This is a genomic window from Candidatus Poseidoniia archaeon, from assembly GCA_030748895.1.
Lineage (GTDB): Archaea > Thermoplasmatota > Poseidoniia > MGIII > CG-Epi1 > UBA8886.
In genome coordinates, this window is the sequence record JASMLC010000016.1 from 1 (window position 1) to 26,008 (window position 26,008).

The 26,008-nt window shown below is 61.8% G+C and carries 30 protein-coding genes, 2 tRNA genes and 1 pseudogene; 19 read left to right on the forward strand and 14 right to left on the reverse strand.

The annotated features are described in order from the left end of the window. The 5 genes from QGG57_06235 to QGG57_06255 all read left to right on the forward strand — a co-directional run. Positions 1-579 (forward strand): hypothetical protein (locus QGG57_06235; protein MDP7007764.1); only part of this gene is annotated, 579 nt, incomplete at its 5' end. 94 nt (positions 580-673) lie between these two features. Further along, on the forward strand, positions 674-2,029 hold the full coding sequence (locus QGG57_06240) for an NCS2 family permease (GenBank protein ID MDP7007765.1): 1,356 nt from the start codon (positions 674-676) through the stop codon (positions 2,027-2,029). A 149-nt stretch (positions 2,030-2,178) separates the two neighbouring features. Beyond that, the gene (locus QGG57_06245) at positions 2,179-2,415 is read left to right on the forward strand and encodes a TM2 domain-containing protein (GenBank protein ID MDP7007766.1); all 237 of its coding nucleotides are present in this window, start codon (positions 2,179-2,181) and stop codon (positions 2,413-2,415) included. 26 nt (positions 2,416-2,441) lie between these two features. Continuing rightward, complete coding sequence (locus QGG57_06250) at positions 2,442-2,972, forward strand: adenine phosphoribosyltransferase (GenBank protein MDP7007767.1); 531 nt, start codon at positions 2,442-2,444, stop codon at positions 2,970-2,972. A gap of 65 nt (positions 2,973-3,037) precedes the next feature. Next, on the forward strand, positions 3,038-3,673 hold the full coding sequence (locus QGG57_06255) for a VUT family protein (protein ID MDP7007768.1): 636 nt from the start codon (positions 3,038-3,040) through the stop codon (positions 3,671-3,673). Here the strand turns inward: QGG57_06255 and QGG57_06260 are convergent. Genes QGG57_06260 through QGG57_06270 form a run of 3 tightly spaced genes read right to left on the reverse strand, consistent with a single transcriptional unit; the run spans position 3,670 to position 5,890 of the window. After that, entirely contained in the window at positions 3,670-3,984 is a 315-nt protein-coding gene (locus QGG57_06260; protein ID MDP7007769.1) for a DUF6364 family protein, read from the reverse strand. The genes QGG57_06255 and QGG57_06260 overlap by 4 nt on opposite strands. A 21-nt stretch (positions 3,985-4,005) precedes the next feature. Further along, entirely contained in the window at positions 4,006-4,686 is a 681-nt protein-coding gene (gene rpiA, locus QGG57_06265) for a ribose-5-phosphate isomerase RpiA (protein MDP7007770.1), read from the reverse strand. Between the two features lies 1 nt (position 4,687). Further along, positions 4,688-5,890, reverse strand: a complete 1,203-nt coding sequence (locus tag QGG57_06270; protein ID MDP7007771.1) for a proteasome-activating nucleotidase — start codon at positions 5,888-5,890, stop codon at positions 4,688-4,690. 44 nt (positions 5,891-5,934) lie between these two features. On the opposite strand from QGG57_06270, the gene QGG57_06275 reads away from it, so the two are divergent. The 14 genes from QGG57_06275 to QGG57_06340 all read left to right on the forward strand — a co-directional run bounded on the left by QGG57_06275 (position 5,935) and on the right by QGG57_06340 (position 18,118). Beyond that, positions 5,935-6,420: a multiprotein-bridging factor 1 family protein gene (locus QGG57_06275; protein ID MDP7007772.1), complete on the forward strand. Its 486-nt coding sequence runs from the start codon at positions 5,935-5,937 to the stop codon at positions 6,418-6,420. A gap of 56 nt (positions 6,421-6,476) precedes the next feature. Further along, positions 6,477-7,418 (forward strand): hypothetical protein, encoded by a 942-nt coding sequence (locus QGG57_06280; GenBank protein ID MDP7007773.1) that lies wholly within the window; start codon positions 6,477-6,479, stop codon positions 7,416-7,418. A 101-nt stretch (positions 7,419-7,519) separates the two neighbouring features. Continuing rightward, positions 7,520-9,562, forward strand: a complete 2,043-nt coding sequence (locus QGG57_06285) for a hypothetical protein (GenBank protein MDP7007774.1) — start codon at positions 7,520-7,522, stop codon at positions 9,560-9,562. A 91-nt stretch (positions 9,563-9,653) separates the two neighbouring features. After that, positions 9,654-9,731, forward strand: a tRNA-Ile gene (locus QGG57_06290). Between the two features lie 82 nt (positions 9,732-9,813). Further along, positions 9,814-10,140 carry a hypothetical protein gene (locus QGG57_06295; protein MDP7007775.1) on the forward strand — a complete coding sequence of 109 codons (327 nt, stop codon included), beginning with the start codon at positions 9,814-9,816 and terminating at the stop codon, positions 10,138-10,140. Next, positions 10,133-12,019 (forward strand): V-type ATP synthase subunit I, encoded by a 1,887-nt coding sequence (locus tag QGG57_06300; protein ID MDP7007776.1) that lies wholly within the window; start codon positions 10,133-10,135, stop codon positions 12,017-12,019. The genes QGG57_06295 and QGG57_06300 overlap by 8 nt, the downstream gene beginning before the upstream one ends. 155 nt (positions 12,020-12,174) lie before the next feature. Then, positions 12,175-12,369: an ATPase gene (locus tag QGG57_06305; protein MDP7007777.1), complete on the forward strand. Its 195-nt coding sequence runs from the start codon at positions 12,175-12,177 to the stop codon at positions 12,367-12,369. Between the two features lies 1 nt (position 12,370). Then, complete coding sequence (locus QGG57_06310) at positions 12,371-12,913, forward strand: V-type ATP synthase subunit E family protein (GenBank protein MDP7007778.1); 543 nt, start codon at positions 12,371-12,373, stop codon at positions 12,911-12,913. Then, complete coding sequence (locus QGG57_06315; protein ID MDP7007779.1) at positions 12,910-13,926, forward strand: V-type ATPase subunit; 1,017 nt, start codon at positions 12,910-12,912, stop codon at positions 13,924-13,926. The genes QGG57_06310 and QGG57_06315 overlap by 4 nt, the downstream gene beginning before the upstream one ends. Further along, positions 13,926-14,225 carry a V-type ATP synthase subunit F gene (locus tag QGG57_06320; GenBank protein ID MDP7007780.1) on the forward strand — a complete coding sequence of 100 codons (300 nt, stop codon included), beginning with the start codon at positions 13,926-13,928 and terminating at the stop codon, positions 14,223-14,225. The genes QGG57_06315 and QGG57_06320 overlap by 1 nt, the downstream gene beginning before the upstream one ends. Then, the gene (locus QGG57_06325; protein ID MDP7007781.1) at positions 14,216-15,955 is read left to right on the forward strand and encodes a V-type ATP synthase subunit A; all 1,740 of its coding nucleotides are present in this window, start codon (positions 14,216-14,218) and stop codon (positions 15,953-15,955) included. Before QGG57_06320 ends, QGG57_06325 begins: the two co-directional genes overlap by 10 nt. Continuing rightward, the gene (locus QGG57_06330; GenBank protein ID MDP7007782.1) at positions 15,955-17,337 is read left to right on the forward strand and encodes a V-type ATP synthase subunit B; all 1,383 of its coding nucleotides are present in this window, start codon (positions 15,955-15,957) and stop codon (positions 17,335-17,337) included. Before QGG57_06325 ends, QGG57_06330 begins: the two co-directional genes overlap by 1 nt. Further along, a complete protein-coding gene (locus QGG57_06335; GenBank protein MDP7007783.1) occupies positions 17,334-17,951 on the forward strand; it encodes a V-type ATP synthase subunit D in 618 nt (205 codons plus the stop codon). Before QGG57_06330 ends, QGG57_06335 begins: the two co-directional genes overlap by 4 nt. Beyond that, positions 17,951-18,118 (forward strand): hypothetical protein, encoded by a 168-nt coding sequence (locus QGG57_06340; GenBank protein ID MDP7007784.1) that lies wholly within the window; start codon positions 17,951-17,953, stop codon positions 18,116-18,118. Before QGG57_06335 ends, QGG57_06340 begins: the two co-directional genes overlap by 1 nt. Before the next feature lie 2 nt (positions 18,119-18,120). On the opposite strand, the gene QGG57_06345 is transcribed toward QGG57_06340, so the two are convergent. The 11 genes and pseudogenes from QGG57_06345 to QGG57_06395 all read right to left on the reverse strand — a co-directional run. Next, positions 18,121-18,196, reverse strand: a tRNA-Arg gene (locus QGG57_06345). 104 nt (positions 18,197-18,300) lie between these two features. Then, positions 18,301-18,435 (reverse strand): annotated as a pseudogene (locus tag QGG57_06350) (30S ribosomal protein S27ae). Next, complete coding sequence (locus QGG57_06355; protein MDP7007785.1) at positions 18,436-18,900, reverse strand: hypothetical protein; 465 nt, start codon at positions 18,898-18,900, stop codon at positions 18,436-18,438. Positions 18,901-18,902: 2 nt separating this feature from the next. After that, a complete protein-coding gene (locus tag QGG57_06360) occupies positions 18,903-19,385 on the reverse strand; it encodes a GTP-dependent dephospho-CoA kinase family protein (GenBank protein ID MDP7007786.1) in 483 nt (160 codons plus the stop codon). A 20-nt stretch (positions 19,386-19,405) separates the two neighbouring features. Next, complete coding sequence (spt4, locus tag QGG57_06365) at positions 19,406-19,597, reverse strand: transcription elongation factor subunit Spt4 (protein MDP7007787.1); 192 nt, start codon at positions 19,595-19,597, stop codon at positions 19,406-19,408. After that, positions 19,597-20,157: a DNA-directed RNA polymerase gene (locus tag QGG57_06370; protein ID MDP7007788.1), complete on the reverse strand. Its 561-nt coding sequence runs from the start codon at positions 20,155-20,157 to the stop codon at positions 19,597-19,599. Before QGG57_06370 ends, spt4 begins: the two co-directional genes overlap by 1 nt. Before the next feature lie 30 nt (positions 20,158-20,187). Next, positions 20,188-22,242, reverse strand: coding sequence for a sodium-translocating pyrophosphatase (locus QGG57_06375; GenBank protein MDP7007789.1), 2,055 nt, complete (start codon positions 22,240-22,242; stop codon positions 20,188-20,190). Between the two features lie 114 nt (positions 22,243-22,356). Further along, complete coding sequence (locus QGG57_06380; protein ID MDP7007790.1) at positions 22,357-22,548, reverse strand: hypothetical protein; 192 nt, start codon at positions 22,546-22,548, stop codon at positions 22,357-22,359. Then, the gene (locus QGG57_06385) at positions 22,545-22,778 is read right to left on the reverse strand and encodes a PRC-barrel domain-containing protein (protein ID MDP7007791.1); all 234 of its coding nucleotides are present in this window, start codon (positions 22,776-22,778) and stop codon (positions 22,545-22,547) included. Before QGG57_06385 ends, QGG57_06380 begins: the two co-directional genes overlap by 4 nt. Positions 22,779-22,781: 3 nt before the next feature. Next, positions 22,782-25,013: a CDC48 family AAA ATPase gene (locus QGG57_06390; GenBank protein MDP7007792.1), complete on the reverse strand. Its 2,232-nt coding sequence runs from the start codon at positions 25,011-25,013 to the stop codon at positions 22,782-22,784. A gap of 31 nt (positions 25,014-25,044) precedes the next feature. After that, the coding region (locus QGG57_06395) for a hypothetical protein (GenBank protein MDP7007793.1) at positions 25,045-26,008 on the reverse strand (964 nt) is incomplete at its 5' end.

Sequence of the window (26,008 nt, forward strand, 5' to 3'; positions counted from 1 at the left end):
TCGCACCTGCTGATTGCCTACCGCCACGCCCCCTACCTGATGGCGCCGCTCGCATTGATGGCGGGCGCTGGCTTCATGGCGCTGCTACGGATGCAGGCGTGCCCGCGCCGGCCGCAGTTTGCCGCCGGCCTCGCCGCCATCCTGCTCTGCGGCGCGCTAACCGCCTACCCGCCGGCAGCGGTAATGGGCGGCTTCCAGGAGGGCACGACCAACGCGGAGCTGGGATGCGTACTCTGGACACAGCAGGTCGAGCCCGGGGCACTCATCGTCAGCGACCACCGGCTCTCCTCGCTCGCGTTCGGCCTCGGCGAGCACAACGCCTCCTGGGAGCGCGGCGCGGAAGTCCTCACGGCCACGGGCGTCGTGCGCGAAGTCGGGACGCCCGCCGCCGGGACGCAGGAGGTCGGCTACGTGCTGCTGAGCGACGAAGTGCGCGCCGGCGTGACGCTGCTGCAATGGGAGGCGGCGCAGCCGTTGTCGGCGGAAGCGGCGGCCAAGTTCGGCGGGGATAACTACCCCGTGGTATATGATTCCGGGGGATGCGAACTGTATCGGCAGGCACCCGTTCCACTTATTTAGGGAAGTTTGGGTCGGAAATCCCAGAAACCGCGTTACCGGTCTCTGGCGCCCCTTGCCAACTGCCCGGGAAACGGTTTCAAAAAAGGGTGAAAAAATGCAAGATGTAATCGAAGAACATTTCGACCTGAAAGGAAACAACACCGATCTCAATACAGAGATTATGGCCGGGATTACCACGTTCCTGGCGACAGCCTACATCATCGTGGTGAATCCTGGCATTCTCTCGACCTGTATTGAAGGTGTAGTGTGCACTGGGCTGGACTTCGGCCAGCTCGTAACTGCAACCGTGCTGGTAAGCGCGTTCAGCAGTATTGCCATGGGTGTATGGGCCAAGAATCCATATGTCATGGCGCCCGGAATGGGACTGAATGCCTTCTTTGTATGGGGCGTAGTGATTACCGGGGTGAGTGCCAGCACGGCACTTGGCGCGGTATTCATCTCGGGCCTCATCTTCGTAGCACTCTCGGTTGCCAACGTGCGGACCGAGATTGTACGTGCGATTCCGGACCAGATACGGTACGCTGTAGCGGCCGGTATCGGGCTGTTCATTGCCTTCATCGGCTTCAGCAACGCTGGATTCATTGTTGACAACCCTGCAACCAAAGTCGGCCTCGTGTCGCTCTTCCCGGACGACGGGAGCATAATCGACCGCCTGCTCGGGGCAGACCAGTCGGTGGTCCTGTTCCTGATTGGTCTGACTGTCATGGCTGCACTGGTAGCCAAGGGAGTCCGGGGTGCTTTCATCATCGGCATCGCCATTACGACCGTCCTCTCAATACTCCTCGGACACTCGGAAATGCCGAGCAAGGTGACCTCCAATCCCGATTTCGGACTTATCAACTCGATGGACATAGCAGGTGCCCTGAAACTAAGCCTGTTTCCCGTCATCTTCGCGTTCCTGTTCACTGACATGTTCGACAGCCTTTCCACCTTCGTCGGTGTCTCCGAGGCGGCCGACGGCCTCAAAGACGAGAATGGCGACCCGCGCAACATCAAGGAATCACTCATCGTCGATGGACTCTCTACCACCATCTCGGGCCTCTTCGGTACAAGCAGCGGTACGACCTACATCGAATCCGCGGCCGGTATCAATCAGGGCGGGCGCAGCGGCTTTACCGCGGTTGTCGCGGGACTGCTGTTCATACCCTTCCTGTGGCTGACGCCACTGCTGGAGGTGGTTCCCGCCATTGCAACCGCCCCGGCACTCGTGCTGGTAGGCGTGTTCATGGCCAAGCCAGTCCTGAAAATCCGCTGGGATGACTTTGACGTTGCCTTCCCTGCCTTCATGGCGATGTTCCTGATTCCGCTGACCTACTCGATTACCCAGGGAATTATCTGGGGCTTCCTGAGTTGGACAGCTATCAAGGTCATAAAGGGCAATACCAACGAAGTCTCTCCGATGCTCTGGGCTATCAATGCCTTTGCCATCCTGGCGCTGGTATACACCTAGGGCCACACAGCCACAAGCGAGGCGGGCACCCCGGGCTCCGGCCCGGGACTCGCCACCCCACGCTAGAGGTAGCATGGGCACGGGAAGACGCTAGTGTCTGCTTTCTCTGCTGACTAAAGCGTTTAAGTTACCGGGGTACTACAGTACGGATGGCAGGCATTGCAGGGAAATCCTGGGTCGCTGAAAAATTGAGAACTGGAAGAATCACCGAGGCACATATTGCACTCTGGATTGCAGCTTCACCATTCGGATTTATAGGTGTAGACAGGGCTTACAAAGGTGATGCTCTTTCGGGCGTTTTCAAGATGCTAACCTTAGGAGGTCTAGGCCTCTGGTGGCTGGCCGATGCTTATGTTGCGGCCAAAAAAGCAGGTAGCGCTTGGTAATTTGAGGATGTTTTCAGAATAAACACATGCCAACAAATCAAATCCAGTTAATCCGCGACCGCATCCGTGACGTGCCGGACTTTCCCAAGCCGGGCATCCTGTTCAAGGACATTACCCCCTTGCTGGCCGACCCGCAGGCGCTCCGCGCCGCAGCCGAGGCGCTGGCGGCGCCGTACCGCGACAGCCGCATCGACCTGGTCGTCGGTATCGAGGCGCGCGGCTTCATCTTCGGGACGCCAGTCGCCGGGTTGCTCGACGTCGGTTTTGTCCCGATTCGCAAGCCGGGCAAGCTGCCGTGGGAGACGCGCAGCGTCAGCTACGATCTGGAATACGGCAGCGACGCGCTGGAAATCCACACCGACGCCGTCGCGGAGGGGGAACGAGTGCTGGTGGTCGACGACCTGCTCGCAACCGGGGGCACCTCGCGCGCAGCGTGCGACCTGCTGGCGGGGATGGGCGCCGAGATTGTCGAAGTGGCGGTGCTGATTGAGCTGGAGTTCCTGAAAGGGCGCCAGCGGCTGGCGCCGTTCGAGGCACGGTCGATACTGAAGTTCTGACCCGAAGCGCTTAAGTGGGGGTCCTGCACGTGCGCGCACGTGCCCTGCGGCACGGCAGTTCGAAAATGGACGACAGACAGAAATTCCTGATTGGCATGTATCTCGGCGCAATCATTGTCGCCAACCTGGTGGTCGCCAAGTGGGGACTCGACGTGGTGGCGGACCTCGGCGGCCCTGTCGGGCAAATTCAGGTAGTCTTCTTCACCGCGCTGCTACTCATCGGCCTCGACCTGACCGCGCGCGATTTCCTCCACGAACTCTGGAAAGAGAAGCTGTGGGAGAACATGCTCAAGCTGATTGTGGCGGGCTCGCTGCTCTCGCTGGTGGTGAATTTCTTCCTGAAGTTCGTGGGCTGGGATGCAGCTCCATGGGACAACGTCAAGGCGATAGCACTTGCCAGCACCATCGCCTTCTTCTGTGCCGGGATTGCCGACACGTACATCTACCAGCTTCTCGGCGACAAGGAACGCCTGCTCAGGATTAATGGTTCCAACGTCGTCTCCGGCTTCGTTGACTCGCTCGTGTTCCCAACGCTGGCGTGGGGCATATTCCTGCCACTCTTTGCCGGGTTCGACATGGATGTTGCCAATGCCGTTGACTGGCACATTACCGCGCAGATGACCGTCGCCAAGATTCTGGGCGGCTTCCTCTGGGCGTTCGGGATTGTCGCACTGGCGAAGCGGTTCGGGTTCGAGGACTAACCGACTCGCCCGGCGAGCAATTCCTCGTAGACGCGGCGCATGTGGAACACCGCCTGCCGTGCCTCGTCGCTCAAATCGCAACCACACTTGGCACAATCGCTACACTTCAGGAAACCGCACTTGGCACATGTCTCTCGCTCGGTGACATCCAGCGCAACGCCGCAGCTGAAGCAGTAGAGCCGCGCCTCACTGTAGAATTGCAGGAAATTTTCGACCAGCCCCGAAATCGAGGTGTGCTGCGACTGCGCCTTGGCCTTCGCCTCCGCCAGGATTTCAGGGTCAACCGTGAGCGTCAGCTTGGTGCGGGGCACACGTGCCTATACGTGCCTGCCTTAAGGGGCGCGCCTTAGCCGCTGGACGCCTGCGGGGCCGGCGCTATAGACGATGTCGGCCATCCCGAGGAAGAGTCCGGTATCAATCACGCCCGGCAGCGCCTGTAGTCGCGCGTCCAGTGCAGTCGGCTCCGGAATGCCCCGGGCGAAACGCAAGTGCGCAATCCAGTTGCCGTTATCGGTCACAAACACCGTACCGGCCGCCTGCCGCAGCTCCGCCTCGCAACCGAGCGCGCGTAGCACCACCAGCGTCGCGTCAGCCTCCGCGGGCGCAACCTCGACCGGCAGCGGCCCCCGGCCCAGCCGTGCGACCAGCTTCGAGTCGTCGATGATTATCACCAGTTGCTCAGCGCACGACTCGACCCGCTTCTCGCGCAGCAATGCGCCGCCCAGTCCCTTGATGAGTTCAAGCTGCGGCGAAACCTCGTCGGCGCCATCAATCGCCAGGTCGAGCCGCATTCCCGGCTCGAACGGCCGCAGCGGAATCCCCAGCTCGCGCGCGCGAGCCGCGGTGCGCTCCGAGGTCGGCACGCCAGTTATCGCCAGCCCGTCAGCGACGCGTTCGCCCAGTAGCTCCAGCGCGTGGTCGGCGGTCGAGCCGGTGCCGAGGCCGAGGAGCATTCCGTCGCGGACAAGTTCGACCGCCGCTGCGGCCGCTGCGCGTTTCAGGCTGTCGCCCACGCTAGTAGTAGAGCGTCTGCTCGGGCCCGTCCTGCTCCGCCTCGGTGAGGCGGCTGCGCAGTTTCTGTAGCGCATCCCGGAAGTCGCTGGCACGCACCTTCGTCCGGTCGGCCTGGATGGCACTCATGCCTGCCTCGACGCAGATTGCCCGGAGGTCGGCACCAGACATTCCTTCGGTTTCCTTCACTAGTTTCTTCAGGCTGAGGCCGCGCGTCAGCGACATGGACTTCGAATGAATCTTCAGGATTTTCAGCCGCGCTTCGGCATCGGGCTGCGGAATGCGGATGATGCGGTCGAACCGCCCCGGCCGCAATAGCGCCTCGTCGAGGATATCGGGCCGGTTCGAGGCAGCCATGATGGCGATATCGCCGCGCGGGGTGAAGCCGTCCAGTTCCCCGAGCAACTGCATCAGCGTGCGCTGAACCTCGCGGTCGCCGGTGGTGCCGACGTCCATGCGCTTCGCGCCGACCGCGTCGAGCTCATCGATGAATATTATGCTCGGCGCCTTCTCGTGCGCGAGCTGAAACAGCTCGCGCACCAGTCGCGCGCCCTCGCCGATGTACTTCTGCACCAGTTCGCTGCCAATCAGCCGGATGAAGCTGGCGTTGGTTGCGTTGGCGACCGCCTTGGCGAGCAATGTTTTCCCGGTGCCGGGAGGCCCAATCAGCAGGATGCCCTTCGGGGGCTCGACTCCGACCTTGAGGAACAGGTCCGGCTTGGTGAGCGGAAGCTCGACCGTGCTGCGCAGTTCCTCCAGCTCCTTCTTCAGGCCGCCGATGTCTTTGTAGGTCTCGGTTGGCTTCTCGAGCACCTCGGCGCCCATGACTAGCTGGTCGCGCACGGCGGGCAGCAGCTCCAGCACCGCCAGCGTCTGCCGGTGCAGCGCGACACGGTCGCCGGGGAGCAGCGTCCCGCGGTCGATGTTCTCCGAAAGGTGTACCACGAAGTCCGGCCCGGAGCTGGACTTGATAGAGACACGGCCGTCCTCGAGCAGGTCGCGCACGGTGCCGATGACCTGCGGCGGCGCACGCAGTCGCGCCAGCTCGCCCTTGAGGTGCGCGTTCTCGCGCTTGAGCCGCGAAAGCTCTGATTCGAACTGCCGTTTTTCGGATTCGAACCGCTCGGTCTCCTCCATCAGCCAGCGATGCCAGTCCTGCGTATCGACAGCGGGGCTGGCTACGGCGTCCTCGTCCGGGGTGGCCATTCTGGAAGGTTTATCTGCCGGCTTTTATATATGAGTTTCGAATTATGCAATGTGAGCTTTGCGGAAGGGAAGCGGCGCTGATTGCGACACAGGTTGCGGGCACGGTATTACGCGCCTGTTCCGCCTGCGCCGGCTCGGGGCGCAAGGCGACCGCGCGCGAAGCCATGGGGCAGGAAGCGTGGGTCGCGCAGGCGCTGGCGAAGCGGACGCGCCGGCAGCAGCTGAACGACGAGACGCCGGGCGACGTGCTGGTCGCTGACTGCGGCGCCCGCGTGCGGCAGGCGCGGCAGCAACGCGGCTGGGACCACGCCCAGCTGGCACAGAAGGCGGCCGAGAAGAAGTCAATCATCGCCTCGGTCGAAGCAGGCCACCATCATCCAGCCGAAAAGCTGGTGCGCAAGCTGGAGCGGCTGCTCGAAATCAGACTGACCGAGGCCGCGGAGGGCGAGGGGCAGGCGAGCGCCGGGGGCCGCAAGGCAGAGGCGCTCACGATGGGTGACCTGCTGAAACAGGCGCTGGACGAGGAGTGAGTGCGACGGGGCGCCGCGAGCGGTAGATATTTGTAGAAGCGGCAGGCGTGCTCGCCGTGGGCGTTCTTAACCAGCATCTCGGCATGGAGCGCGAGAGCGAGACAACGGCGCTGGTCGCACTGGCGTGCAGCTCTTTCCTGGTCTCGCTCTACGCCGGCTATCGCCTCGGCGGGATTGGCCGCACCATCGAGCTGCCGCTATTCGGCATCGAGTTTCACCTCATCTCGACCCCGCTCTGGGTGCTGGCGGGGCTGGCGACACTGCTCTGCCTGCAACAGCTGTTCCACGAAATCTGGCACCACGGAGTCTGGCTCTTTGGCATCTATATCCTGAGCGGACTCGGGACGACGCTGTTCTACGTAATGTTCGACCAGGGCTACCTCTGGTACCTCGTAGCGCTGGTGCTAATCCTGCTGGCGCTGTTCCTGATTTACTGGATGATACTCGAAATCTACGCGCTGCGCAGCCATATCCAGCGCGAACTGCCCGACGAGGATATTGTGCTGAGCGACTGGCTGCCGGCGCTGCCGGCGTTCATGCTCTTCACGATGCTGAGCTACTACTGCTACACCAAGTGGTACCTCGGCGACCCCGGCTGGACCTTCGGCTACGCCCAGGAGGGGTACATCCTGTTCCAGCTGCTCGCCTTCGGGACCGCGCTCTACGCACTCTGGGTGCCGCAGGCGTTACTAGGGCGCCATCTCGAAGAAGAAATACTGGAGGGTGAGGTGCTGCGCGACCTGCTGCCGGGCTCCGGCGGCCATTGCCCGGCCTGCGATGGCGAGATGCACGCGAGCGCGATGAACTGCCCCGAGTGCAGTCACCGGGAACAGACGGCTTACTGCAGCGGCTGCGAGACCTACGTCGCAGCGTGCCCCACCTGCAATCTGGGTGCACAGGTCGGCACCACCTGTGGCGGCTGTGGCGAGGAAGTGGCGGGGCTAACCTGCGGCGAATGCAAGCACACAGGACCGGTCCGTTTCTGGGCTAATGGCTGAAAACGGCTGTCGCAAAGGCTTAAAAAGCAAAAAGTGGCCTCCCCCACTCCAGCCCCGGCAGAATTCCATCTAATGGGGCCAAGGACGCAACTGGAGATAACATGACAAACGAACAGCAGTCCGAATGGACAGCCCAGGCGCTGGTCGCAGGCGGAGCCGTACTCCTCCTGCTCGCAGCGTTCTGGATGGGAGTCTACGCGCCTAACGCGAAGATGCTCCCCGATGACTTCGAGACCACCTACGAGTATGAGGGAACCCTCAAAGTGCTCGACTCGGGCAACAAGACCGGACAGGGCGAGCCGGGAGCATTCCAGACAATGCAGTTCGATAACGAAGGTTGCGCCTGTGACACCTTTGGCGGAGCTGCACTCTGGCATATCCTGACGGCAGACCCCAAACAGTCGACGGATGACGAAACCTTCTACCACGAAGCGGTGAACGTCTATGCCACCCCGGACGATAGCGACGGCGACGGACTACCCGACGCCTACATGTTCTCGCTCAAGGACAGCTACAGCTGGCTGGACCGCACGACCTATGAGTCGCGCGGCGAGGGGGGCTCGGCCGACGACTACGCCTACAGTACCTGGAGCCCGAACAACCTTCCCGCGAAGGAGACCACGTTGGCGCCAAACCCGTTCGTGGCGGGCCATGAGAATGAGTACATGTTCGAGGGCACCGAGGACGTTGACGGGCTCGAGGCGTACGTCTACGTTGCTGACGAAACCGGCACTAACATCGAGTATATGCCGGCGACTACCAGCCCACTCCACGCACTCAGCACCGAGCTCGGGGCGACTTTCTATATCTCCTATTACGAGCGAGTCAAGGTTGACTCGGAGAGCGGCACGACGCTTGACCGCGACTTGGACATCACCGTCTACGCCACCTTCCCGGACTTCTACGCAGCCGGTAACTACGGCCTGCTCTACCTGACCGACGGAGTGCACTTCCCTTCCGAGACTACCTACAGTGGCACGCTGTTCGACTTGGCCAACGGCCTTGACGTGAACGTCACTGCCATCAAGACCACTTCCGTAATCAGCGCGATGCCGGGCCCAGATAACACCACGGTTGACCCGACTACCGCTACGCACCTACTCACGAACACAGGATTCGCGGTCAATAGCGACATGGTGGTTGGCGTTGACGGTGATGGCAATCCCATTGTAGCGACGATTGACCTGAACGCAGATGGCGGACTGGTCGCGCCGGCACAGATGTTTGTCAACCGCAGCAGCCACCAGGTCGGCAGCCCGCAAACTGGCTTCGCTGACACGTTCCCGCACTCCAACACCAACACGTCTGTGGCGGGCTTCTTCCCGAACCCGTTCGACAGCTACTACAACAACATGTACACTCCAGTCGGAGTTAACGCGACGACCGGTATCGCCCACTTCCGCGGCGTGCCCGTTGTTTTCAACGAGACTGGCGTGCCATCGCCGGTACAGATTCCGCAAGGGAACCTATACGTCTATGCAGTCTTGGATGCCAATGGCACTGATACTGGACAAAGAGTCCCGACGCCAGACCCCCTGCCTGACAGCATGATTGCCCCTAACGGCAGCTATGTCTTGGCCATGACCTTTGACATCCTGATGGACTACACTGAAGACCTCTACTTCGACCCCTTCACTGGGACTGTACAGAACCAAGTTTACAGCGTGACGGTCTATATTGACGCTGATGGTAGCGGAACTCTCACTGCCATGGATGACACGACATTGTCAACGGTTGGAGCACAGGCAATCGTGAAGACGCTGAACGTCGAGTACTCCGACGCCCAGAAGGCAGCCTACCCCGCCGCGATGGGGCAGAAAGCGTTCGCGCAGTTCTACTCCGCGCGCACCATTCCCGTAATGGTCTTGGACGGCGGCTACACCGAGGCTGAGGTAACCGAGAGCGTCGACACTGCCACTGAGCGCACTAGCAACCTGAAGATGGCCGACACCTACGTGCCGGGCCTACTCATCGTGCTGGCGCTGGGCTGCCTCATCGGCGGCTTCTACATCTACTACCAGGAAGGCGAGGGCGGCGGCGGCGCACCGGCTGCGGCTCCCGAGCCGGAAGCGGATGACGGCGGGGACAGCGACGCTGGCGACAGCGGCGATGACGACTCCGACGGCGACGATTCGGGCGACTGACCTCGCCCGGGGAACGCCGGCTCCGGCCTGAGGCCGGAGTCCATCCGCCCGCCCCCAGCCATTAAAATCGGCCGCTCCGTGGCGGCAGCCGGGGCCCGTAGCTTAGTCTGGTTGGAGCATCCGGCTGATAACCGGAAGGTCGCCAGTTCGAATCTGGTCGGGCCCACCATTTCCAGGTGCAAAAAAACGCCTGCTTCCCCTAAATATTTATAGGGGACTCCGGAGTGCCGCTGCCCCTCTTGGTGCCAGACATGAGTAAAGCAGAACTGCTGCAGCAAATCAGGGAATCCGAGAGCCGCAATGCGGCGAGCCTCGAGCAGGCTGCGAGCGACCGCCAGGCCGCCCTGCGCGCAGCGCAACAGGAGCGCGCGGGACTGGTGGAAAAGGCGCGCGCAACGGCCGAAAAGAAGGCGGCGCGCGACCTCGAAAAGGCACGTAAACAGATTGGAACGCGCAAGCAGGCGCTGCTCAAGGAAGGGCTGGCCGAAGTCGCGAAGCTGCGCAAGCGCGCCGAGAAGCAGCGCGGCAAGGCGGCCGGGGAATTTGTCGCCTGTTTCCTGGAGTCATTTGATGCTTAAGCCTGAACCGATGTCCAAGCTGGTGCTGTGCGGGCTCAACCGCGACCTGCCGCAGGTTTCCCATGTCCTGTCGCAGCAGCGACTGGTGCACATGGTCGACTACGGCGGCGACGACGCGGGGTTCGCCAGCGGCGGTTCACTCGAGTACGGCGCGACCGTTTCGGGCAACCTCGTGCGCGTGCGCTCGCTGCTAAAGATACTGGGCGTCGAAGCGGCACCGCCGGCCGGAGTGCGGCCCGTAGCGGAGCTCGAGGCGGAAATCGCGGAGCGGCTCGATACGCTTGAGCAGGAAGTGCTGGCGCTCAACGAGCAACTCCGTACGGCGACGCAGCAGCAGAAGGAGGGACAGACACGGCTCGAACTGCTGCGCCAGTTCGAGCCGCTAGGGCTGCCGCTCGAGGCGTATGACGCTTACGAAAGCCTGTCGGTCTTTGCCGGCACACTGCCCGCGAAGGCAGAGCTGGAGCTCGCGGACGGCGAAATCATGCGTGCTGGCGAGATGCTGGCCGCCTTCGTCCCGCGCGACGCGGCTGAAGATGCGGAACAAACGCTGGCGCAGCACGGCTTTCGCGCGCTCGACCCCCCGTCAGGCGACGGGCAGCCGAGCGTCAGCATCGCCGCGCTCGAGCTGAAGCTGGGCGAGCTGGAAACAGAGGCTGCCGCACTCGGCAAGGAACTGGAAGCGCTGGGGCAGCGGCACGGCCAGTGGCTGGTCGCCGCCGAGGAGCATCTTGCAGCGCAGGCCGAGAAGTCGGAGCTACCACTGAAGCTGGCGCAGAGCGAGAACACCTTCGTGCTCGAAGGCTGGCTGCCGGAAGGCGACCTGGCGCGGCTGAAGGCGGCACTGGGTGACCTGGAACTGGAGCTCGAAATCGAGGAGACCGACGACACGCCGCCGGTCAAGCTCGACAATCCCGCGCCTGTAAAACCGTTCGAACTCTTCACCAAATTGTACGCGATTCCAGACCATCGCGAGCTGGACCCGTCGCTGCTGCTGTTCCTGGGCTACCCGCTCTTCTTCGGGATGATGATTGGCGACCTTGGCTACGGGCTGGTCTATTTCATGCTGGGACACATGCTGGTCACGAAATACGGCCACTCGGAGGAAGCGCTGGCGCTCGGCAAGATTATTCGCATTGCCGGGGCTGCAACTATGTTCTTCGGCACCTTCGCCTTTGCCGAGGCGTTCGGCTTCGAACTGCACTGGCTGGCGCACGAACTACCTTACCATGTGCTGCACAAATCCGACTCCGGGGATGTGGCGTTCATGCTGCTCGCGACTGGCGGTATCGGCCTGTTCTACGTCACACTGGGGCTGCTGATGGGCTTCTGGAACATGCTGGCGCTGCACGACCTGAAGCACGCCATCATGGAGAAATTCTCGTGGATTATGATTCTCTGGGGCGGGCTGATGTTCATCCCCCCCTGGCTCTTCGGCACTTCACTGATTGGCGTGCGGCTCGGCCTGGCGGGCGAGCTGGAGTTGTGGGGTGGCCTGACGGGGTTCCTGCTCGGGCTCGGCCTGGCGGTCGCGGGCGAGGGGGTCGTGGCGATTGTTGAGGTGCCATCTATCTTCGTTCAGGTCATCTCATACGTACGGATTGCCGCGCTGGGAATCGCCGATTACGGGCTGGCGCATGCCTTCAACGGCATGGCGTTCGACATCGGTTTTACCGGTGTTAGCGCGATATTTGCCATTCTTATACTCATCGTCGGACAGACGGCAGTGATTACGCTCGGGCTAATTGGCTCGGGAATCAACGCTCTGCGTCTGCAGTACGTCGAGTGCTTCCCCAAGTTCTTCGTGGGCGGGGGAACTGATTACGCTCCTTTCGGGTACACCCGGAAATACACCAATGAAATGGAGACCACAGCATGAACAGCAAAAAAAGTCTGTACATAATGGCAATACTGGCAGCGATGACGCTGCTGGCACTGCCACCAGCTAGCGCAGCCGAGGAAGAAGGCGAAGCAGGCCAAGCCGACGACAACGCGAACACCGTTGAGGCGGCCAAAGAGACCTCGCGCGGATACATGGCCATCGGAGCCGGCCTGGCTATTGGCCTGGCAGGCCTTGGTACCGGCTGGGCGCAGTCCCATACCGGGGCCGCCGCAGTCGGCGCCGTGGCTGAAGACAGGGGCAACTTTGCCAACAGCCTGATCTTCATCGCCATCCCTGAGACCATTGTCATCCTCGGCTTCGTCATCGCCAACCAGATACTGGGCTGAGATGGCTCTGCAGGAAATCCTGCGCCAGGTCGAACAGGCCGGCCGGGGAGAAGCAGACGCCATCGCCACCGCCACCAGAACGGAGGCGGAAGGTATCCTCAGCGAAGGCAAGGACGAAGGCAAGCAGGTCGCGGACGCAATTGCCGCAGCCGGCAAGCAGCAGGCCGGGCAACTCGAGCGGCAGGAATTGCCTGCGGCCGAGCTGGAGGTCGAGCGCGCGCGACTTGACGCGCAGCGGCAGGTGCTCGAGGCAACGCGACAGGATGCGCTGGAGCGGCTCGACAGCCTGACGGCAGCCGAGCTTGAGCGAGTCTACCGCGCGCTGCTGGCCGATGTGCCGGCGGGCGGGACGCTGCGCTGCCGCAAGGCCGATGCGAAGCTGCTCGGTAAACTTGCATCGCAGAAGCTGGGCGAGCCAATAGCGGAGGCGGGCTTCATCATCGAGACCGACGCATACCGGCTCGACTTCCGCTTCAGCACGCTGGTCGAGCGCGAATGGCAGGCGCAGTTGCCGACAGTGAGCGAGGCTCTTTTCGGTAAATGAGTAACTTCGCCTACGCAGCCACCCGCGCCCGCGCCCGGCGGGCGCGGCTGCTGCCGCCCGAAGCGTTCGGCCAGTTGCTGAACATGGAACTGGAGGAAGTTGCGCGCTACATTCAGGACCTGGAATACCGACGCGAAATCGACCGCTACGGCGCTTCGCTGCGCGGTGCGGACCTGCTCGAGGCGGCGCTGCTCGACAACCGCGCCAGCGAAGTCGGCGAAATCATCGGCTTCTGCACCGGCGAACTGCGGCAGGGCATCGAGGCGTACGCCGAGATTTACCGCGTGCGCGGCATCAAGGCGCTGCTGCGCGGCATCTTCGACGGCCTTTCCGGGGAGGAGTTGCTGCGGAAGGTCTCGCCGCTGACCGAGCGCGACCGCGAACTCTACGCGCAGATGGCGGCGACCGATTCCGTCGAGGCGGCGGTCGAGCTGCTCGAGGGGACGCGCTACCATGAGCTGGTGCAGAATGCGCTGGAGCAGCGGCAGAGCGATTCTTTGCAGCCGCTCGAGGATGCGCTTGACAGGGCGTATTACGAAAACCTGGCCAGCAGCCTGCCGGCCGGGGGTGCGGCGAGCCGGGTCTACCGCGGCTTCGTCCAGCTGCAAATTGACGTCGCCAACCTGAAAACCGTGATGCGGCTGAGGCACCGGGGCCTTAGCGGACTGGGCGAACTGCTGATTGAGGGCGGGACGCTCGACGAGGCGGCGCTCGCCGCAACCAGCAGCGTAGCCGACATCCTGCCGATTATCGAAGGCTCCCCGTTCCAGGAGGTGCTGCAGCCCGTCCTTGAGGATTTCGAGGATGCTGGACTGAACCGCGCCGTGCAGGCGCTGGAGGAACATGTCGCCGCCCAGTCGCGCCGCTACACCTACCTGCATCCGCTCTCAATCCTGCCGATACTGGATTACCTGCTGCGCAAGGAAAAGGAGGTGCGCAACCTGCGCACCATCGTGCGTGGGCGGGAACTGGAACTGTCCCGCGAGAAAATCGAGGGGCTGCTGGTGGTATAATGGAAATCGGCGTCGTAGGCAGGGACATGTTCACGACCGGCTTCCGGCTGGTGGGTGTCCACAAGTGGTTCCAGGTGGACGAAGAGGCCAGCTCCGAGCAGGCCGTAGCGCAGGCGCTGAAGGACCGGGAAATCGGCGTGCTGGTAATTCACGACACCGAGTGGCAGGAGCTGGAGGCGAAGACGCAGATGCACTTGAGCAACAGCGTCCACCCGACGGTAATTGCGATTGGTGCCGAAGTTGACGATTCTCTCAGGGACCGCATCAGGACCGCGGTTGGAGTAGACTTATGGAAGTAAAAGGAGAAATCTATCGGGTCTCAGGCCCGGTTGTGACGGCCGAGGGGATTGCTCCCCGCATGTACGACGTGGTCCTTGTAGGCCACGAGAAGCTGATGGGCGAGGTCATCGGCCTGGAGGGAGACCGTACGGTCATCCAGGTTTACGAAGATACGTCGGGCATCAAGCCAGGCGAACCGGTCGAGAATACCGGCGCTTCGCTCTCGGTCGAACTGGGACCGGGGCTGTTGCGCTCGATTTACGACGGTATCCAGCGACCGTTGCCGGTGCTCCAGGAGAAAATGGGCGACTACATCCAGCGCGGCGTTACGGCGCCCGGGCTGGACCACGACGCAGTCTGGGACTTCGTGCCGACAGCGAAGAAAGGCGACGAAGTTTCCGGCGGAACCGTGCTTGGTACGGTGCAGGAGACAAAAACTATTACCCACAAAATCCTGGTGCCACCACTCGTTTCTGGAAAAATCAGGGCGCTGAAAAAGGGCAAGTACACGATTGACGACCCCATCGGCAGCCTTGAGGACGGAACAGAACTGAAGCTGATGCACAAGTGGCCGGTGCGCGTGCCGCGACCATTTACGGTCAAGCACCCGCCCGACATCCCGCTCGTGACCGGAACGCGTACCCTTGACGGGCTCTTCCCGCTCGCCAAGGGCGGCACCGCCGCCATCCCGGGTGGTTTCGGCACCGGCAAGACCGTCACGCAGCAGACGCTGGCGAAATGGTCGGACGCGCAGGTCGTGGTCTATGTGGGCTGCGGCGAGCGTGGCAACGAAATGACCGAAGTGCTGACGGAGTTCCCGCACCTGAAAGACCCCAAGACCGGCGGCCCGCTGATGGACCGCACGGTGTTGATTGCCAACACGAGCAACATGCCGGTCGCGGCGCGCGAAGCGTCGGTCTATACTGGCATCACCCTTGCGGAATACTACCGTGACCAGGGTTACGATGTCGCGCTGATGGCTGACTCCACGAGCCGCTGGGCGGAAGCTATGCGCGAAATCTCGTCACGCCTTGAGGAAATGCCGGGCGAGGAAGGCTACCCCGCCTATCTGGCGGCACGCCTTTCGGAGTTCTATGAGCGCGCTGGACGCGTCGAAGCGCTCTCGGGCGACGACGGCTCGGTCACGGTCATCGGCGCCGTATCGCCGGCCGGGGGCGATTTCTCCGAACCGGTTACGCAGAATACGCTGCGCATCGTCAAGGTGTTCTGGGCGCTCGACTCGAAGCTGGCGCAGCGACGCCATTTCCCCGCCATCAACTGGCTTACCAGCTATTCGCTCTACAACCGCGTGCTGGGAGACTGGTATTCCGAGAACGCCAGTGCCAACTGGGGCGAGAATATCGCTACCGCCATGACGGTGCTGCAGGAAGAAGCAGAGCTTCAGGAAATCGTGCAGCTGATTGGGTCCGACGCGTTACCGGAGGACCAGCAACTGACGCTAGAGATTGCGCGGCTGCTGCGCGAGTTCTACCTGCAGCAGAACGCGTTCCACGACGTCGATACCTACTGCAAGATTGAGGTCCAGGCAGAGTTCCTGGATACAATTCTGCACTTCCGTGGGCTGGCCGAGAAGGCGCTCGCCACTGGTGTGGGCGTGCCGGAGCTGACCAGTATCGGTGTGCTGGAGGAGCTGGGACGCGCCAAGTTCGAGGAGAATTTCAGCGAGCTGCTGCCCAAGCTGCGCAAGCAGATTGAGAAGGAAGTTGCCAGGTTAATGGAGGCTGACTGATGCAGAAAGAATACAAGACCATCAAGGAAATCAGCGGACCGCTGGTCTTCGTCGAGAAGACCGAGCCGGTCGGCTACGGCGAGCTGGTCCAGATTGCGATGCCCGACGGCACGACCAAGCGCGGGCAGGTGCTCGATACATCGAAAGATATCGTCGTTGTGCAGGTCTTCGAAGGGACTACGGGAATCGACCGCGCCAGCGGCGTCAAGTTTCTGGGAGAAACTATCAAGCTCTCGGTCTCGAAGGACATGCTCGGCCGCATCCTTTCGGGAGCGGGCGAACCCATCGATGGTGGAGCCCCGATTATTCCCGACGAACGACGCGAAATCATCGGTGCTGCAATCAACCCCTACTCGCGCGACTCGCCGCAGGAGTTCATCCAGACCGGCATCTCGACGATTGACGGGCTGAATACGCTGGTGATGGGGCAGAAGCTGCCCATCTTCTCCGGCTCGGGACTGCCGCACAACGACATCGCGCTACAGATTGCACGGCAGTCGCGCACGCTCGGCAGCGACCGTGAGTTCGCGGTCGTCTTCTGCGCTATGGGCATCACCAACGAGGAAGCGCACTACTTCATGTCCGACTTCGAGCGCACCGGTGCGCTCTCGCGGGCAGTCGTCTTCATGAACCTGGCGAGCGACCCTGCCGTCGAGCGGCTGATTACGCCGCGGCTGGCGCTGACCGCCGCCGAATACCTGGCGTTCGACCACGGCTACGACATCCTGGTGGTCATGACCGACATGACCAACTACTGCGAGGCGCTGCGACAGATTGGCGCTGCGCGCGAGGAAGTGCCGGGACGGCGCGGCTACCCGGGCTACATGTATACCGACCTGGCGCAGAACTACGAGCGGGCCGGGCTCATCAAGGGCAAGCAGGGGTCGGTGACGCAGATTCCCATCCTGACCATGCCGGGCGACGATATCACCCACCCCATCCCCGACCTTACGGGCTACATCACCGAAGGCCAGGTCGTGATTTCGCGCGACCTGCACCGCAAGGGCATCTACCCGCCCATCATCGTGCTGCCATCGCTCTCGCGACTGATGAACGCCGGCATCGGCGAAGGACAGACGCGCGAGGACCACAAACAGCTGAGCGACCAGCTCTACGCGGCGTACGCCGAAGGGGTCGACCTGCGCGGACTAGTGGCGATTGTCGGCAAGGAGGCGCTCTCCGAGCGCGACCAGAAACTGCTCGAGTTCGCTGATGAATTCGAGGACCGCTTTGTACGGCAGGCGCGTGACGAGGACCGCGATATCGCCGAAGCCACGCTTGAGACCGGCTGGGACCTGCTGAGCAAGCTGCCTGAATCGGCGCTGACTAGGATTGACCGCAAGACGCTGGAGAAATACCACCCGGCGTACAGGGACAAGTGAGCATCGCGGACGTCAAGCCGACGCGGTCCGAGCTGATTGCGACCCGTCGGCGCATCAAGCTCTCCATCAGCGGCCACAAGCTGCTGAAGATGAAGCGCGACGGCCTCATCATGGAATTCTTCGAGCTGCTCCCGAAAGTCAAGGACATGCGTGCGCAGCTCTCGGGACTCTACGGCGAAGCGATCGAGATGCTGGCAGTCGCGATGGCCGCCGATGGTAAGAGCGCCTTGAGTTCGGCCGCCAACTGCGTCCGCACACCGCCCGAGGTCATCCTGACGCAGCGCAACATCATGGGCGTCGTTGTTCCCGGCATCGAGGTCTCGCAAATCCAGAAATCGGTTGAGGAGCGGGGCTACGGGCTCATCGGTACTTCAGTGCGAGTCGACGAGGCGGTGCACGCCTTTGAGCAATTGGCTGCAAAAATCATGGAAGCCGCCGAGCTGGAGACGACAATGAAGAAGCTGCTCGACGAAATCGAAGCCACGAAACGCCGCGTTAACGCGCTCGAGTTCAAGGTCATCCCGCAGCTGGAAGAAATCGCCAGCTACATCACCCTGCGTCTCGAGGAGCTTGAGCGCGAAAACATTTTCCGCCTCAAGCGTATCAAGGGCTGATGCTCCCGTCACCCATCGAGTGGCTGCAGGCGCAACTCGACGACCCCGCCGGCCGCGAGCGGCTCCTGAAGTTCATGGCGGTCGTCTCGCAGGGAATGCTACTGTTGGGAGTACTGCTGGTGCTCTGGATGTTTCGCGGGAATCTGGGCGCGCTGACCGGGAATTAGGGTGGCGGGCCCGCCGGGATTCGAACCCGGGTCTGAAGCTCCGGAGGCTACGGTGATTCCAGGCTACACTACGGGCCCAGTCAGTCGCTGCTGCTGTCGCCAGCGGCGGAATCGTCGCTGCCGGCCGGGGTGTCGGCGGCGGGCGCGCTGGCTTCTGCGGGAGCGCTGCCAGCGGCGGGGACGGTGTGCCCGCAGCGGCCGCACGACTTGCGGTCGGCGTGGTGCGCCATGAAAGTGCCGGGACCGCACTCGGGGCAGTGCTCGCGCTTGCGCTTTAGCTTGCCGTCGCTGACGTCGTAGAACTCTATCTTACTCATCTATTTTTCCTCGGCGGCATCGTCGCCAGCAGCGACCACGTCATCTTCGGCGGGCGCCTCGGCTTGCGCGTCGCCGTCATCGGCCGCGAGTTCCTCCGCAGCTTCCTCGGCGGGTGCTTCGGCAGCCTCCGCAGCAGGCTCTTCCGCGGCGGCGGCGGCCGGCTTCCCGGCGTCCACGGAGCCGCTCGCAAGGCCGTGGCGCGCCAGGATAGGGTGCGTCTCGGTCGCGGTGAGCGAGCCCATGTCGGCGTAGACCTTGGCGTAGCCGATGGTCTCATGCCGGCCGTAGCGGTTCTTCAGGTGGTCTATGATTACCAGCTCGGTCTTCGCCTTCATCTGCTTGGCGACCTCCTTGCGCACCTCCATGCGCTTCGGAGTGGCGCTGGCGGTGTGCATAATCTGCAGTTCCAGTTCCTGCCGTCCAACAAGCCTGTTATCGGTATTCTTTACGATTTGCAGTTCCATGTTCAGTTCTCCTTCATGCGGTCGAGAAAGGTCTTCGCGCGCTGGCGCAGTTCAGGGCCGAGGTTCAGGTGCACCAGTCCCTCACCGGGCTGGCCGTAGAGCACCTGCGAGTCGTCGGGGCAGAGCGCCAGCACCGCTAGCGTTGCCAAATCCTCTTCGCCGTCAACCTCGATGCGGGTGCGCGTGCGCTGTTCCGCGGTCGAGGCGACTGCGTTCCACAATTCGCGCGTGATGCCGCCGGCAGGATTGCGTACGCGCAGAACGCGGTCGGCGCAGATGCGCGCCAGCGCGGCACGGTCGTCAGCAGAGAGCTGCTGGTGGCGGCGAGTCTTGAAATCTACGATGGCGAGATGCGGTTCGCAGCCTGATGCCGCTACCGCCAGCGTGGTGCGGTCACCGACAGTGACGACACACTGGCTGTCGTGGAGCGACTCGGGCACCGCCTTCAGGACCGGCCCCATGGGTTGCGAAAGTTCAGCTGTCATGGCAGGAAGCATGCGATACATCACCGCACGCGCAGGGCGTAGCGCCCCGGGGTGCGAATTCCCATCTCCTTTGCCAGCGCCGACTTCTCAGGGTCGAGTACCTCGATGAATCCCTGCCATTCGCGCGAAATCTCGGGCTGGCGTTCACCGGTGGGACAGTTGTGGCCATCCCTCACCTCGAGTATCTGGTGGCATTCCTTGCAGGCGAACATCAGGCGGCCTCCGCCTTGACATGGTCCTCGGCAATCCACTCCAGCTTGCCGAGCCCCGGCTGGCGCATCGTGAGCCCTATCTTGGACTCGCGGGGCGAAACCTCGTTGAGCGAAATCGTCACGATGCGACTGCGTACGCGGTCCTCGACTCGCAGTTCGCGCTTGGTCTCCTTGCCAACCAGTCGCTGGCCGCCCACGTCGACGTTGATGTGGTCGTCCTGGATTTGCGAAACGTGCAGCAAGCCGTCCAGCGGGCCGAAGCGCACGAAGGCACCGTACTCGGTCACCTGGTCGATAAGTCCCTCGATGACCTCCTGTATACGGATGTCGAAGAGCAGCATCTGGATGCGCACCGGCTGATAGACGGCGCCGTCGCCGTGGACTACGCGGCTGTCGCCGTTCAGCTTGAGGCTGGTAATCAGCACTACCAGTTTCTGGTCGGGGCCCATGCGGCCCTCGAACGCCTGACGGGCCAGTTCCATGGTCACTTTTTCGATGTTTTCCCCTAGTCGGTCAGGGGGAATGCGGACCATGTCTTCACGGGTGTGGGTGTAATACATTGGGACCTCGCAACGGCAGGGGTATTTAGTTTATACGATAAGCGGCGCAATGACCAGCGAAACGACCGACATCAGCTTGATGAGGATATTCAGCGACGGGCCGGAGGTGTCCTTGAACGGGTCACCAATCGTGTCGCCGATGATGGCGGCGGCATGTGCGTCGCCGCCTTTCACCTCGCCCGGAATGCGGCCCTGCTCAATCGCCTTCTTGGCGTTATCCCAGGCACCGCCCGCATTGGCCATGAATAGTGCCATCAGGACGCCGGTAACTGTAGCTCCGGCGAGCAGTCCGCCCAGCGCCGCGGGACCAAGCAGCATCCCGACCACGACCGGAGCAAGCACCGCCGTAAGTCCGGGCGCGACCATCTCACGCAGCGCAGCCTGCGTGGAAATATCGATGCAGCGCGCTGAATCGGGCTTGACACCCTCACGTCCCTCGAGCAACCCATCAATTTCGCGGAACTGACGGCGAATCTCGGTCACCATCTCGCCAGCCGCCTTGCCGACGCTGGTCATAGTCATCGCCGCAACCACGAAGGGGAGCGAACCGCCAATCAGCAGCCCGATGACGACATTAGGCTCGACCAGCGAAAGGTCACTGGCGCCCAGACCGGCCGCGGTAGCGTAGGCCGCAAAGAGCGCCAGCGCGGTCAGCGCCGCGCTGCCAATCGCGAAGCCCTTACCGATGGCGGCGGTGGTGTTGCCAATCGAATCGAGGTTGTCAGTAATCGCGCGCACGTCGTCGCCGAGACCAGCCATCTCGGAGATGCCACCGGCATTGTCCGCCACCGGACCGTACGCATCGACAGTCATCGTCACGCCTACGGTCGCCAGCATGCCCATGGCAGCCATCGCGATGCCGTACAGCCCGTGGGCCGAGGTAGCGCCGTCAGCACCCATCATCACCGCGTTGGCAGCGTAAATACCGCCGGCGATGAGGATAATCGGGGCGAAAGTGGACAACATTCCGACCGAGAGGCCGGCAATCGCGTTGGTCGCGGGGCCGGTCTTCGACATCTCGCCAATGTGCGGAATTGCCCTGACCTTAAGTCCGAAAACCGGCTCGATGCCGGTGTAGTATTCGGTCACGAGCCCAATCAGGATACCGACCATGCTGCCAACAGCCACCGCATAGAGCGGGTGCAACGGCAGGCCAAGGTAATCCAGAGCGAAGTAGCCACCACCAAGAAAGAGTCCCGCGCCGATGAAGGTCGTGTTGCGCAGCGCAGCGGCAGCGTCGCCACCCTTGAGGAGCTTGATTGAGAAAACGCCAACTATGCTGGCGGCGTAACCGACCAGCGCCAGCACGATAGGGAGCAGGACGTAGTCCGCACCGAGCTTGTCAGCCGCAGCTGCGGCAATAATCATCGCAGCGATAATTGAGCCGACGAACGACTCGAAGATATCGGCACCCATCCCGGCGATATCGCCCACGTTATCGCCGACATTGTCGGCGATAACGCCCGGGTTACGCGGGTCGTCCTCGGGGATGCCCGCCTCGACCTTGCCGACCAGGTCCGCCCCGACATCGGCTGCCTTGGTGTAGATGCCACCGCCCACACGTGCAAAGAGCGCGATGCTCGAGGCACCCATGCCGAATCCGGCGATATTGGCGACCGTATTCAGGTCGTTGCCGAGCCAGAGGTACATAATCGCGATGCCGAACAGCCCCAGCCCGCCCACGGCGAGCCCCATCACGGCACCGCCGTTGTAGGACGTTTCGAGCGCGGCCGGCAGGCCACCCTCAGCGGCTGCGACAGCGGTGCGGCCATTGGCGCTGGTCGCCGACTTCATGCCACTGAAGCCAGCCAGGACACTCGAAAAAGCGCCGAATACGAAGGCAATCGCCGTCTGGATTCCCAGCGCCCAGGCCAGCAATCCTGCAACGACCAGTATAAAAACAGCGAGGACGCGATATTCTGCCTTAAGGAAGGCCATCGCTCCATCCTGGATTTCCTGCGTGATGCCGGCTACAACCCGGTTTTCAATCCGGATTCCAACTACCTTGCGATAGAGCAGGAAGGCTATCAGCAGACCGGTAACGGCGGTTCCAAGCGCTATTCTGGCTATCAGTAGTGATTCCATATTTCACCTTGTTCTACAAACGGGGAAACTGCTCCTGTCGTCAGAAAAAGAGGCCTGTTCCCGCCGAAGACTGGCGCCGAAAAACCTGACCTATTTAAGCGTGATGCATCTTTACTAGTGACGCGCGCGCCCGTAGGTGTAGCTGCCAATCAGCCCGAAGCCTAACAGCACTACCACTACAACGTAAACCCCAACATCTACGAGAACCCCGAACTTGAACCACCAGCCGGCCATGAAGGCAAACGCCAGTGGCACCAGCATCCAGTAGCCCGAGGCAGTCAGCGTCTCCGCGGATGGAAGATTCATATCTTGACCATCACCATGTCCTTGACCGAGCGCACCGAGGTAAAGGGAATACTGAGGAGCCCCGAGGAATCCAGCTCAGTCCCCTCGGGAGCGATGCCGTCTGAATCTATCAGCAGCTTGTCGAGTTCGCCCGTAGTTGACTCGATAATCAGGTTGGCGATGCGCCCCAGCTTCTCGCCGGTAAGCGTCGTAACTTCCTTCCCCTGCAGGTCACTAAGTCTGATTTCCATAGTTCAGATATAGAGGTCGTCCTCGCTGCGTGTGCGGCTGCGCCGCCCGCGTTTCATCAGCTTGCGACCCACTTCATCATAGTATTTGACTGTATCCTCGGTTACCGAAGGGGACATTTTTTCCAGCGCAGCCAGGAAGTGTTTCTGGGTCACCGTCTTCGCCTCACTGTCCTCCCGCAGGGCGAGTATTGCAGCCTCCCGCACCAGCCCATCCAGATCCGCACCTGTGTAGCCATCAGTCTCCTTCGCGAAATAGTCCAGCTTCACTTTCCCCAGCGGCATGACGGCCGTGTGAATCTCCAGAATTGCCTGACGGGCGGCCAAGTCAGGCGCCTCGACCAGCAACAGCCGGTCAAAACGCCCCGGGCGCAGCAGTGCCGGGTCGACGATTTCGGGGCGGTTGGTGGCGCCGATTACCACGACGCCTTCAAGGTTCTCGAGCCCGTCCATGCTGGTCAGCAGCTGGTCCACCAGCCGGTCGCTGACGCGGCTGTCTCCGCCACCGCCGCGCGGCGGCGCGAGCGAGTCCAGCTCGTCGAGGAATACTATGCAGGGTGCCACCTGCTTTGCCTTGCGGAACACCTCGCGTAGCCGTTTCTCCGACTCGCCGACCCATTTGGACATTACTTCAGGGCCTTTAATGGCGATGAAATTCGCTTCGGATTCAGTCGCAACAGCCTTGGCCAGTAATGTTTTGCCCGTACCGGGAGGCCCATAGAGCAGGACCCCGCGCGGGGGCCTGATCCCCAGCCTCTCGAAGCCAGCCGGATTGGTGAGGGGCCACTCGACCGCTTCTTTCAGTTGCTGCTTTACATCCTTGAGGCCACCGACTTCTTCCCAGGATACTTTCGGTACCTCAATCATTACTTCGCGCAGGGCCGAAGGCTCAACGTCCTTTAGCGCCTCCTTGAAGTCATCATTAGTCACCTTCATCTCCTGAAGCAATTTGGGCGGTAGTGGCTCGTCGAGGTCAATCTCAGGCAGGTAGCGCCGCAAGGCGCTCATGGCCGCCTCGCGCGCCAGTGCCGCAAGGTCGGCACCAACATAGCCGTGCGATATCCGCGCAAAGTAATCCAGTTCCTCCCAGGCACCGTTCTCATCGCGTGGAATCGGCATGCCTCGGGTGTGGACCTGCAGGATTTCGCGACGGCCGTCGTAATCGGGGATGCCAATCTCTATTTCACGGTCAAAGCGACCCGGCCTGCGCAGCGCCGGGTCAATCGCGTCGGGCCGGTTGGTAGCGGCAATCACGATAACCTGTCCGCGCGCCTGCAAGCCATCCATCAGCGTCAGCAGCTGCGCCACAACGCGGCGCTCGACTTCACCCTGCGTCTCCTCGCGCTTGGAAGCGATGGAGTCAAGCTCGTCGATAAAGATAATCGAGGGCGAGCTCGCCTCGGCTTCCTCGAATTTCTGCCGCAAATGTGCTTCAGATTCGCCGTAATACTTGTTCATGATTTCCGGCCCCTGGATGCCAATGAAGTGCGCACCCGACTCGTTCGCCACCGCTTTCGCCAGCAGTGTCTTGCCAGTCCCGGGCGGCCCGTAGAGCAGCACCCCCTTGGGCGGGTCGATTCCCAGCGTCTCGAAAAGTTCGGGATGCTTGAGCGGCAGTTCAATCATCTCGCGGACCCGGCGGAGCTCCTCCTTGAGGCCGCCGATGTCCTCGTACGCTACGCCGGTCGCCCTCAGCTCCTCCTCCTTGACCGGCTCCTCCAGTACCTGGACCTGAGTGTCGGCCTGAATCTGTACAATACCTTTCGGCTGCACTGCCGTCACGGCGAACACCAGCCGTCCGCCCATCAGCGTCAGCCCCGGCACAATCACCGCGTCGCCCTTGGTCAGCGGGCGGCGGTTGAGGCCACGCAGGATAATCTCGTCAATCCCGGGGCCGAACTGTACGCGACCCGACTGCTGCTCCAGCAGAGGCGCCAGGCTCACCTTCTGCGCCGGCCGCACCTGCGCCTTGCGCACCTCGACCTTGTCGCCCAGGTTTACCTTGGCGTTGTTGCGTATCAGCCCATCAATGCGGACGACACCCTTGCCTTCGTCCTCCGTACGCGCGCGCCATACGATAGCTACTGTCGGCTCGCGCCGGCGGCCGTGAATTTCGATGATGTCGCCGATGGAGAGCCCCAGCTCATTACGCGTCGGTGTGTCCAGCCGGCCACGGCCGTAGCCGACCTCATCCTGTAGCGCCTCGGCCACTTTCAGCGTCACGCCCTCGGCTCCCATACTCCGTTACCTGCCGGATTGCGTTAAAGCCTTACTGTTCAACAGACTGCCGGCGGCGGTAGTTCCACGCTACGATACCGATAACCGACACGATTGGCGCCAGCAGAGTCGTGAACTCGGGGATTGCGTTCTGGAGGACCTGAACCTCATCGACACCGGAGTCGGCAGTACCACTGTCAAGACCAATGACGAGATCCTTCCAGATGTTGCCGTCGGCTCCGAGGTCCATCACTACAATGGCACGGATATCGAGGTTTGTGTCACTAAAGGAGGATTCCGTGAATCTTGTGTAACTTTCACCGCCCCCGTTCTCAACTACATAGATCTCCCCAGCAAGCGCGGCAGCTCTCTGTCCAACGACAGCTATATCGCCATCGCCATCACCGTCGAAATCATCGACAACGGCGTCCCTGATTTCGTAATTTATATCCATAATGTCTGTGACGGTGAAATCGCTGACAATGCTGTCTCCTGTACCATCATTCTTCAGGTATCTGACTTCATCATCGACGGAAAGCGATGTCGAAGAGATAACGACGATATCTATATCACCGTCACCCGCAAAATTGAAGGCGATAAGGTTGCCAATAACAAAATCATTTCCATATTCGGATAGGGTTATGCTTCCCAGAGCAGTGAACGTATCTGCGCCGTCATCATTTTCCATGAATGAAATACGGTAAGCAAGCCCAAAGACATGGGCCACATCATTATCTCCATCTCCATCAAAATCACCGATGGTAACATCCCTGATATCGACACCGGTATCGCGGGTGAATATGCTGGTCCAAGAACTGCTGAATGGAGTGGTGCCAGGGTGCTTGTACGCTCTCAGATTGTTCGTAATACCACCGGAGTCTGCTCCAATCACAATATCTTTATCGGCGCCCCCCGCCAAGTCACCCACATCCAGGGCGTACACATCGTTGCCAAGGTCTGCAAGCACCTTATACTCACCAGAGTTCTCCCAGTCACCTTCGGTAAAAGTGCCGGGA

What these genes read in the sequence shown, in the direction of transcription:
- QGG57_06240 (MDP7007765.1), top strand. Translation starts at nt 674, where the DNA reads ATGCAAGATGTAATCGAAGAACATTTCGACCTGAAAGGAAACAACACC.
- QGG57_06315 (MDP7007779.1), top strand. Translation starts at nt 12,910, where the DNA reads ATGAGTAACTTCGCCTACGCAGCCACCCGCGCCCGCGCCCGGCGGGCG.
- spt4 (MDP7007787.1), bottom strand. Translation starts at nt 19,597, where the DNA reads ATGTTCGCCTGCAAGGAATGCCACCAGATACTCGAGGTGAGGGATGGC.
- QGG57_06325 (MDP7007781.1), top strand. Translation starts at nt 14,216, where the DNA reads ATGGAAGTAAAAGGAGAAATCTATCGGGTCTCAGGCCCGGTTGTGACG.
- QGG57_06340 (MDP7007784.1), top strand. Translation starts at nt 17,951, where the DNA reads ATGCTCCCGTCACCCATCGAGTGGCTGCAGGCGCAACTCGACGACCCC.
- QGG57_06285 (MDP7007774.1), top strand. Translation starts at nt 7,520, where the DNA reads ATGACAAACGAACAGCAGTCCGAATGGACAGCCCAGGCGCTGGTCGCA.
- QGG57_06360 (MDP7007786.1), bottom strand. Translation starts at nt 19,385, where the DNA reads ATGACAGCTGAACTTTCGCAACCCATGGGGCCGGTCCTGAAGGCGGTG.
- QGG57_06375 (MDP7007789.1), bottom strand. Translation starts at nt 22,242, where the DNA reads ATGGAATCACTACTGATAGCCAGAATAGCGCTTGGAACCGCCGTTACC.
- QGG57_06300 (MDP7007776.1), top strand. Translation starts at nt 10,133, where the DNA reads ATGCTTAAGCCTGAACCGATGTCCAAGCTGGTGCTGTGCGGGCTCAAC.
- QGG57_06275 (MDP7007772.1), top strand. Translation starts at nt 5,935, where the DNA reads ATGCAATGTGAGCTTTGCGGAAGGGAAGCGGCGCTGATTGCGACACAG.
- QGG57_06390 (MDP7007792.1), bottom strand. Translation starts at nt 25,013, where the DNA reads ATGGGAGCCGAGGGCGTGACGCTGAAAGTGGCCGAGGCGCTACAGGAT.
- QGG57_06355 (MDP7007785.1), bottom strand. Translation starts at nt 18,900, where the DNA reads ATGGAACTGCAAATCGTAAAGAATACCGATAACAGGCTTGTTGGACGG.
- QGG57_06305 (MDP7007777.1), top strand. Translation starts at nt 12,175, where the DNA reads ATGGCCATCGGAGCCGGCCTGGCTATTGGCCTGGCAGGCCTTGGTACC.
- QGG57_06255 (MDP7007768.1), top strand. Translation starts at nt 3,038, where the DNA reads ATGGACGACAGACAGAAATTCCTGATTGGCATGTATCTCGGCGCAATC.
- QGG57_06380 (MDP7007790.1), bottom strand. Translation starts at nt 22,548, where the DNA reads ATGAATCTTCCATCCGCGGAGACGCTGACTGCCTCGGGCTACTGGATG.
- QGG57_06330 (MDP7007782.1), top strand. Translation starts at nt 15,955, where the DNA reads ATGCAGAAAGAATACAAGACCATCAAGGAAATCAGCGGACCGCTGGTC.
- QGG57_06385 (MDP7007791.1), bottom strand. Translation starts at nt 22,778, where the DNA reads ATGGAAATCAGACTTAGTGACCTGCAGGGGAAGGAAGTTACGACGCTT.
- QGG57_06270 (MDP7007771.1), bottom strand. Translation starts at nt 5,890, where the DNA reads ATGGCCACCCCGGACGAGGACGCCGTAGCCAGCCCCGCTGTCGATACG.
- QGG57_06370 (MDP7007788.1), bottom strand. Translation starts at nt 20,157, where the DNA reads ATGTATTACACCCACACCCGTGAAGACATGGTCCGCATTCCCCCTGAC.
- QGG57_06245 (MDP7007766.1), top strand. Translation starts at nt 2,179, where the DNA reads ATGGCAGGCATTGCAGGGAAATCCTGGGTCGCTGAAAAATTGAGAACT.
- QGG57_06310 (MDP7007778.1), top strand. Translation starts at nt 12,371, where the DNA reads ATGGCTCTGCAGGAAATCCTGCGCCAGGTCGAACAGGCCGGCCGGGGA.
- QGG57_06320 (MDP7007780.1), top strand. Translation starts at nt 13,926, where the DNA reads ATGGAAATCGGCGTCGTAGGCAGGGACATGTTCACGACCGGCTTCCGG.
- QGG57_06250 (MDP7007767.1), top strand. Translation starts at nt 2,442, where the DNA reads ATGCCAACAAATCAAATCCAGTTAATCCGCGACCGCATCCGTGACGTG.
- QGG57_06295 (MDP7007775.1), top strand. Translation starts at nt 9,814, where the DNA reads ATGAGTAAAGCAGAACTGCTGCAGCAAATCAGGGAATCCGAGAGCCGC.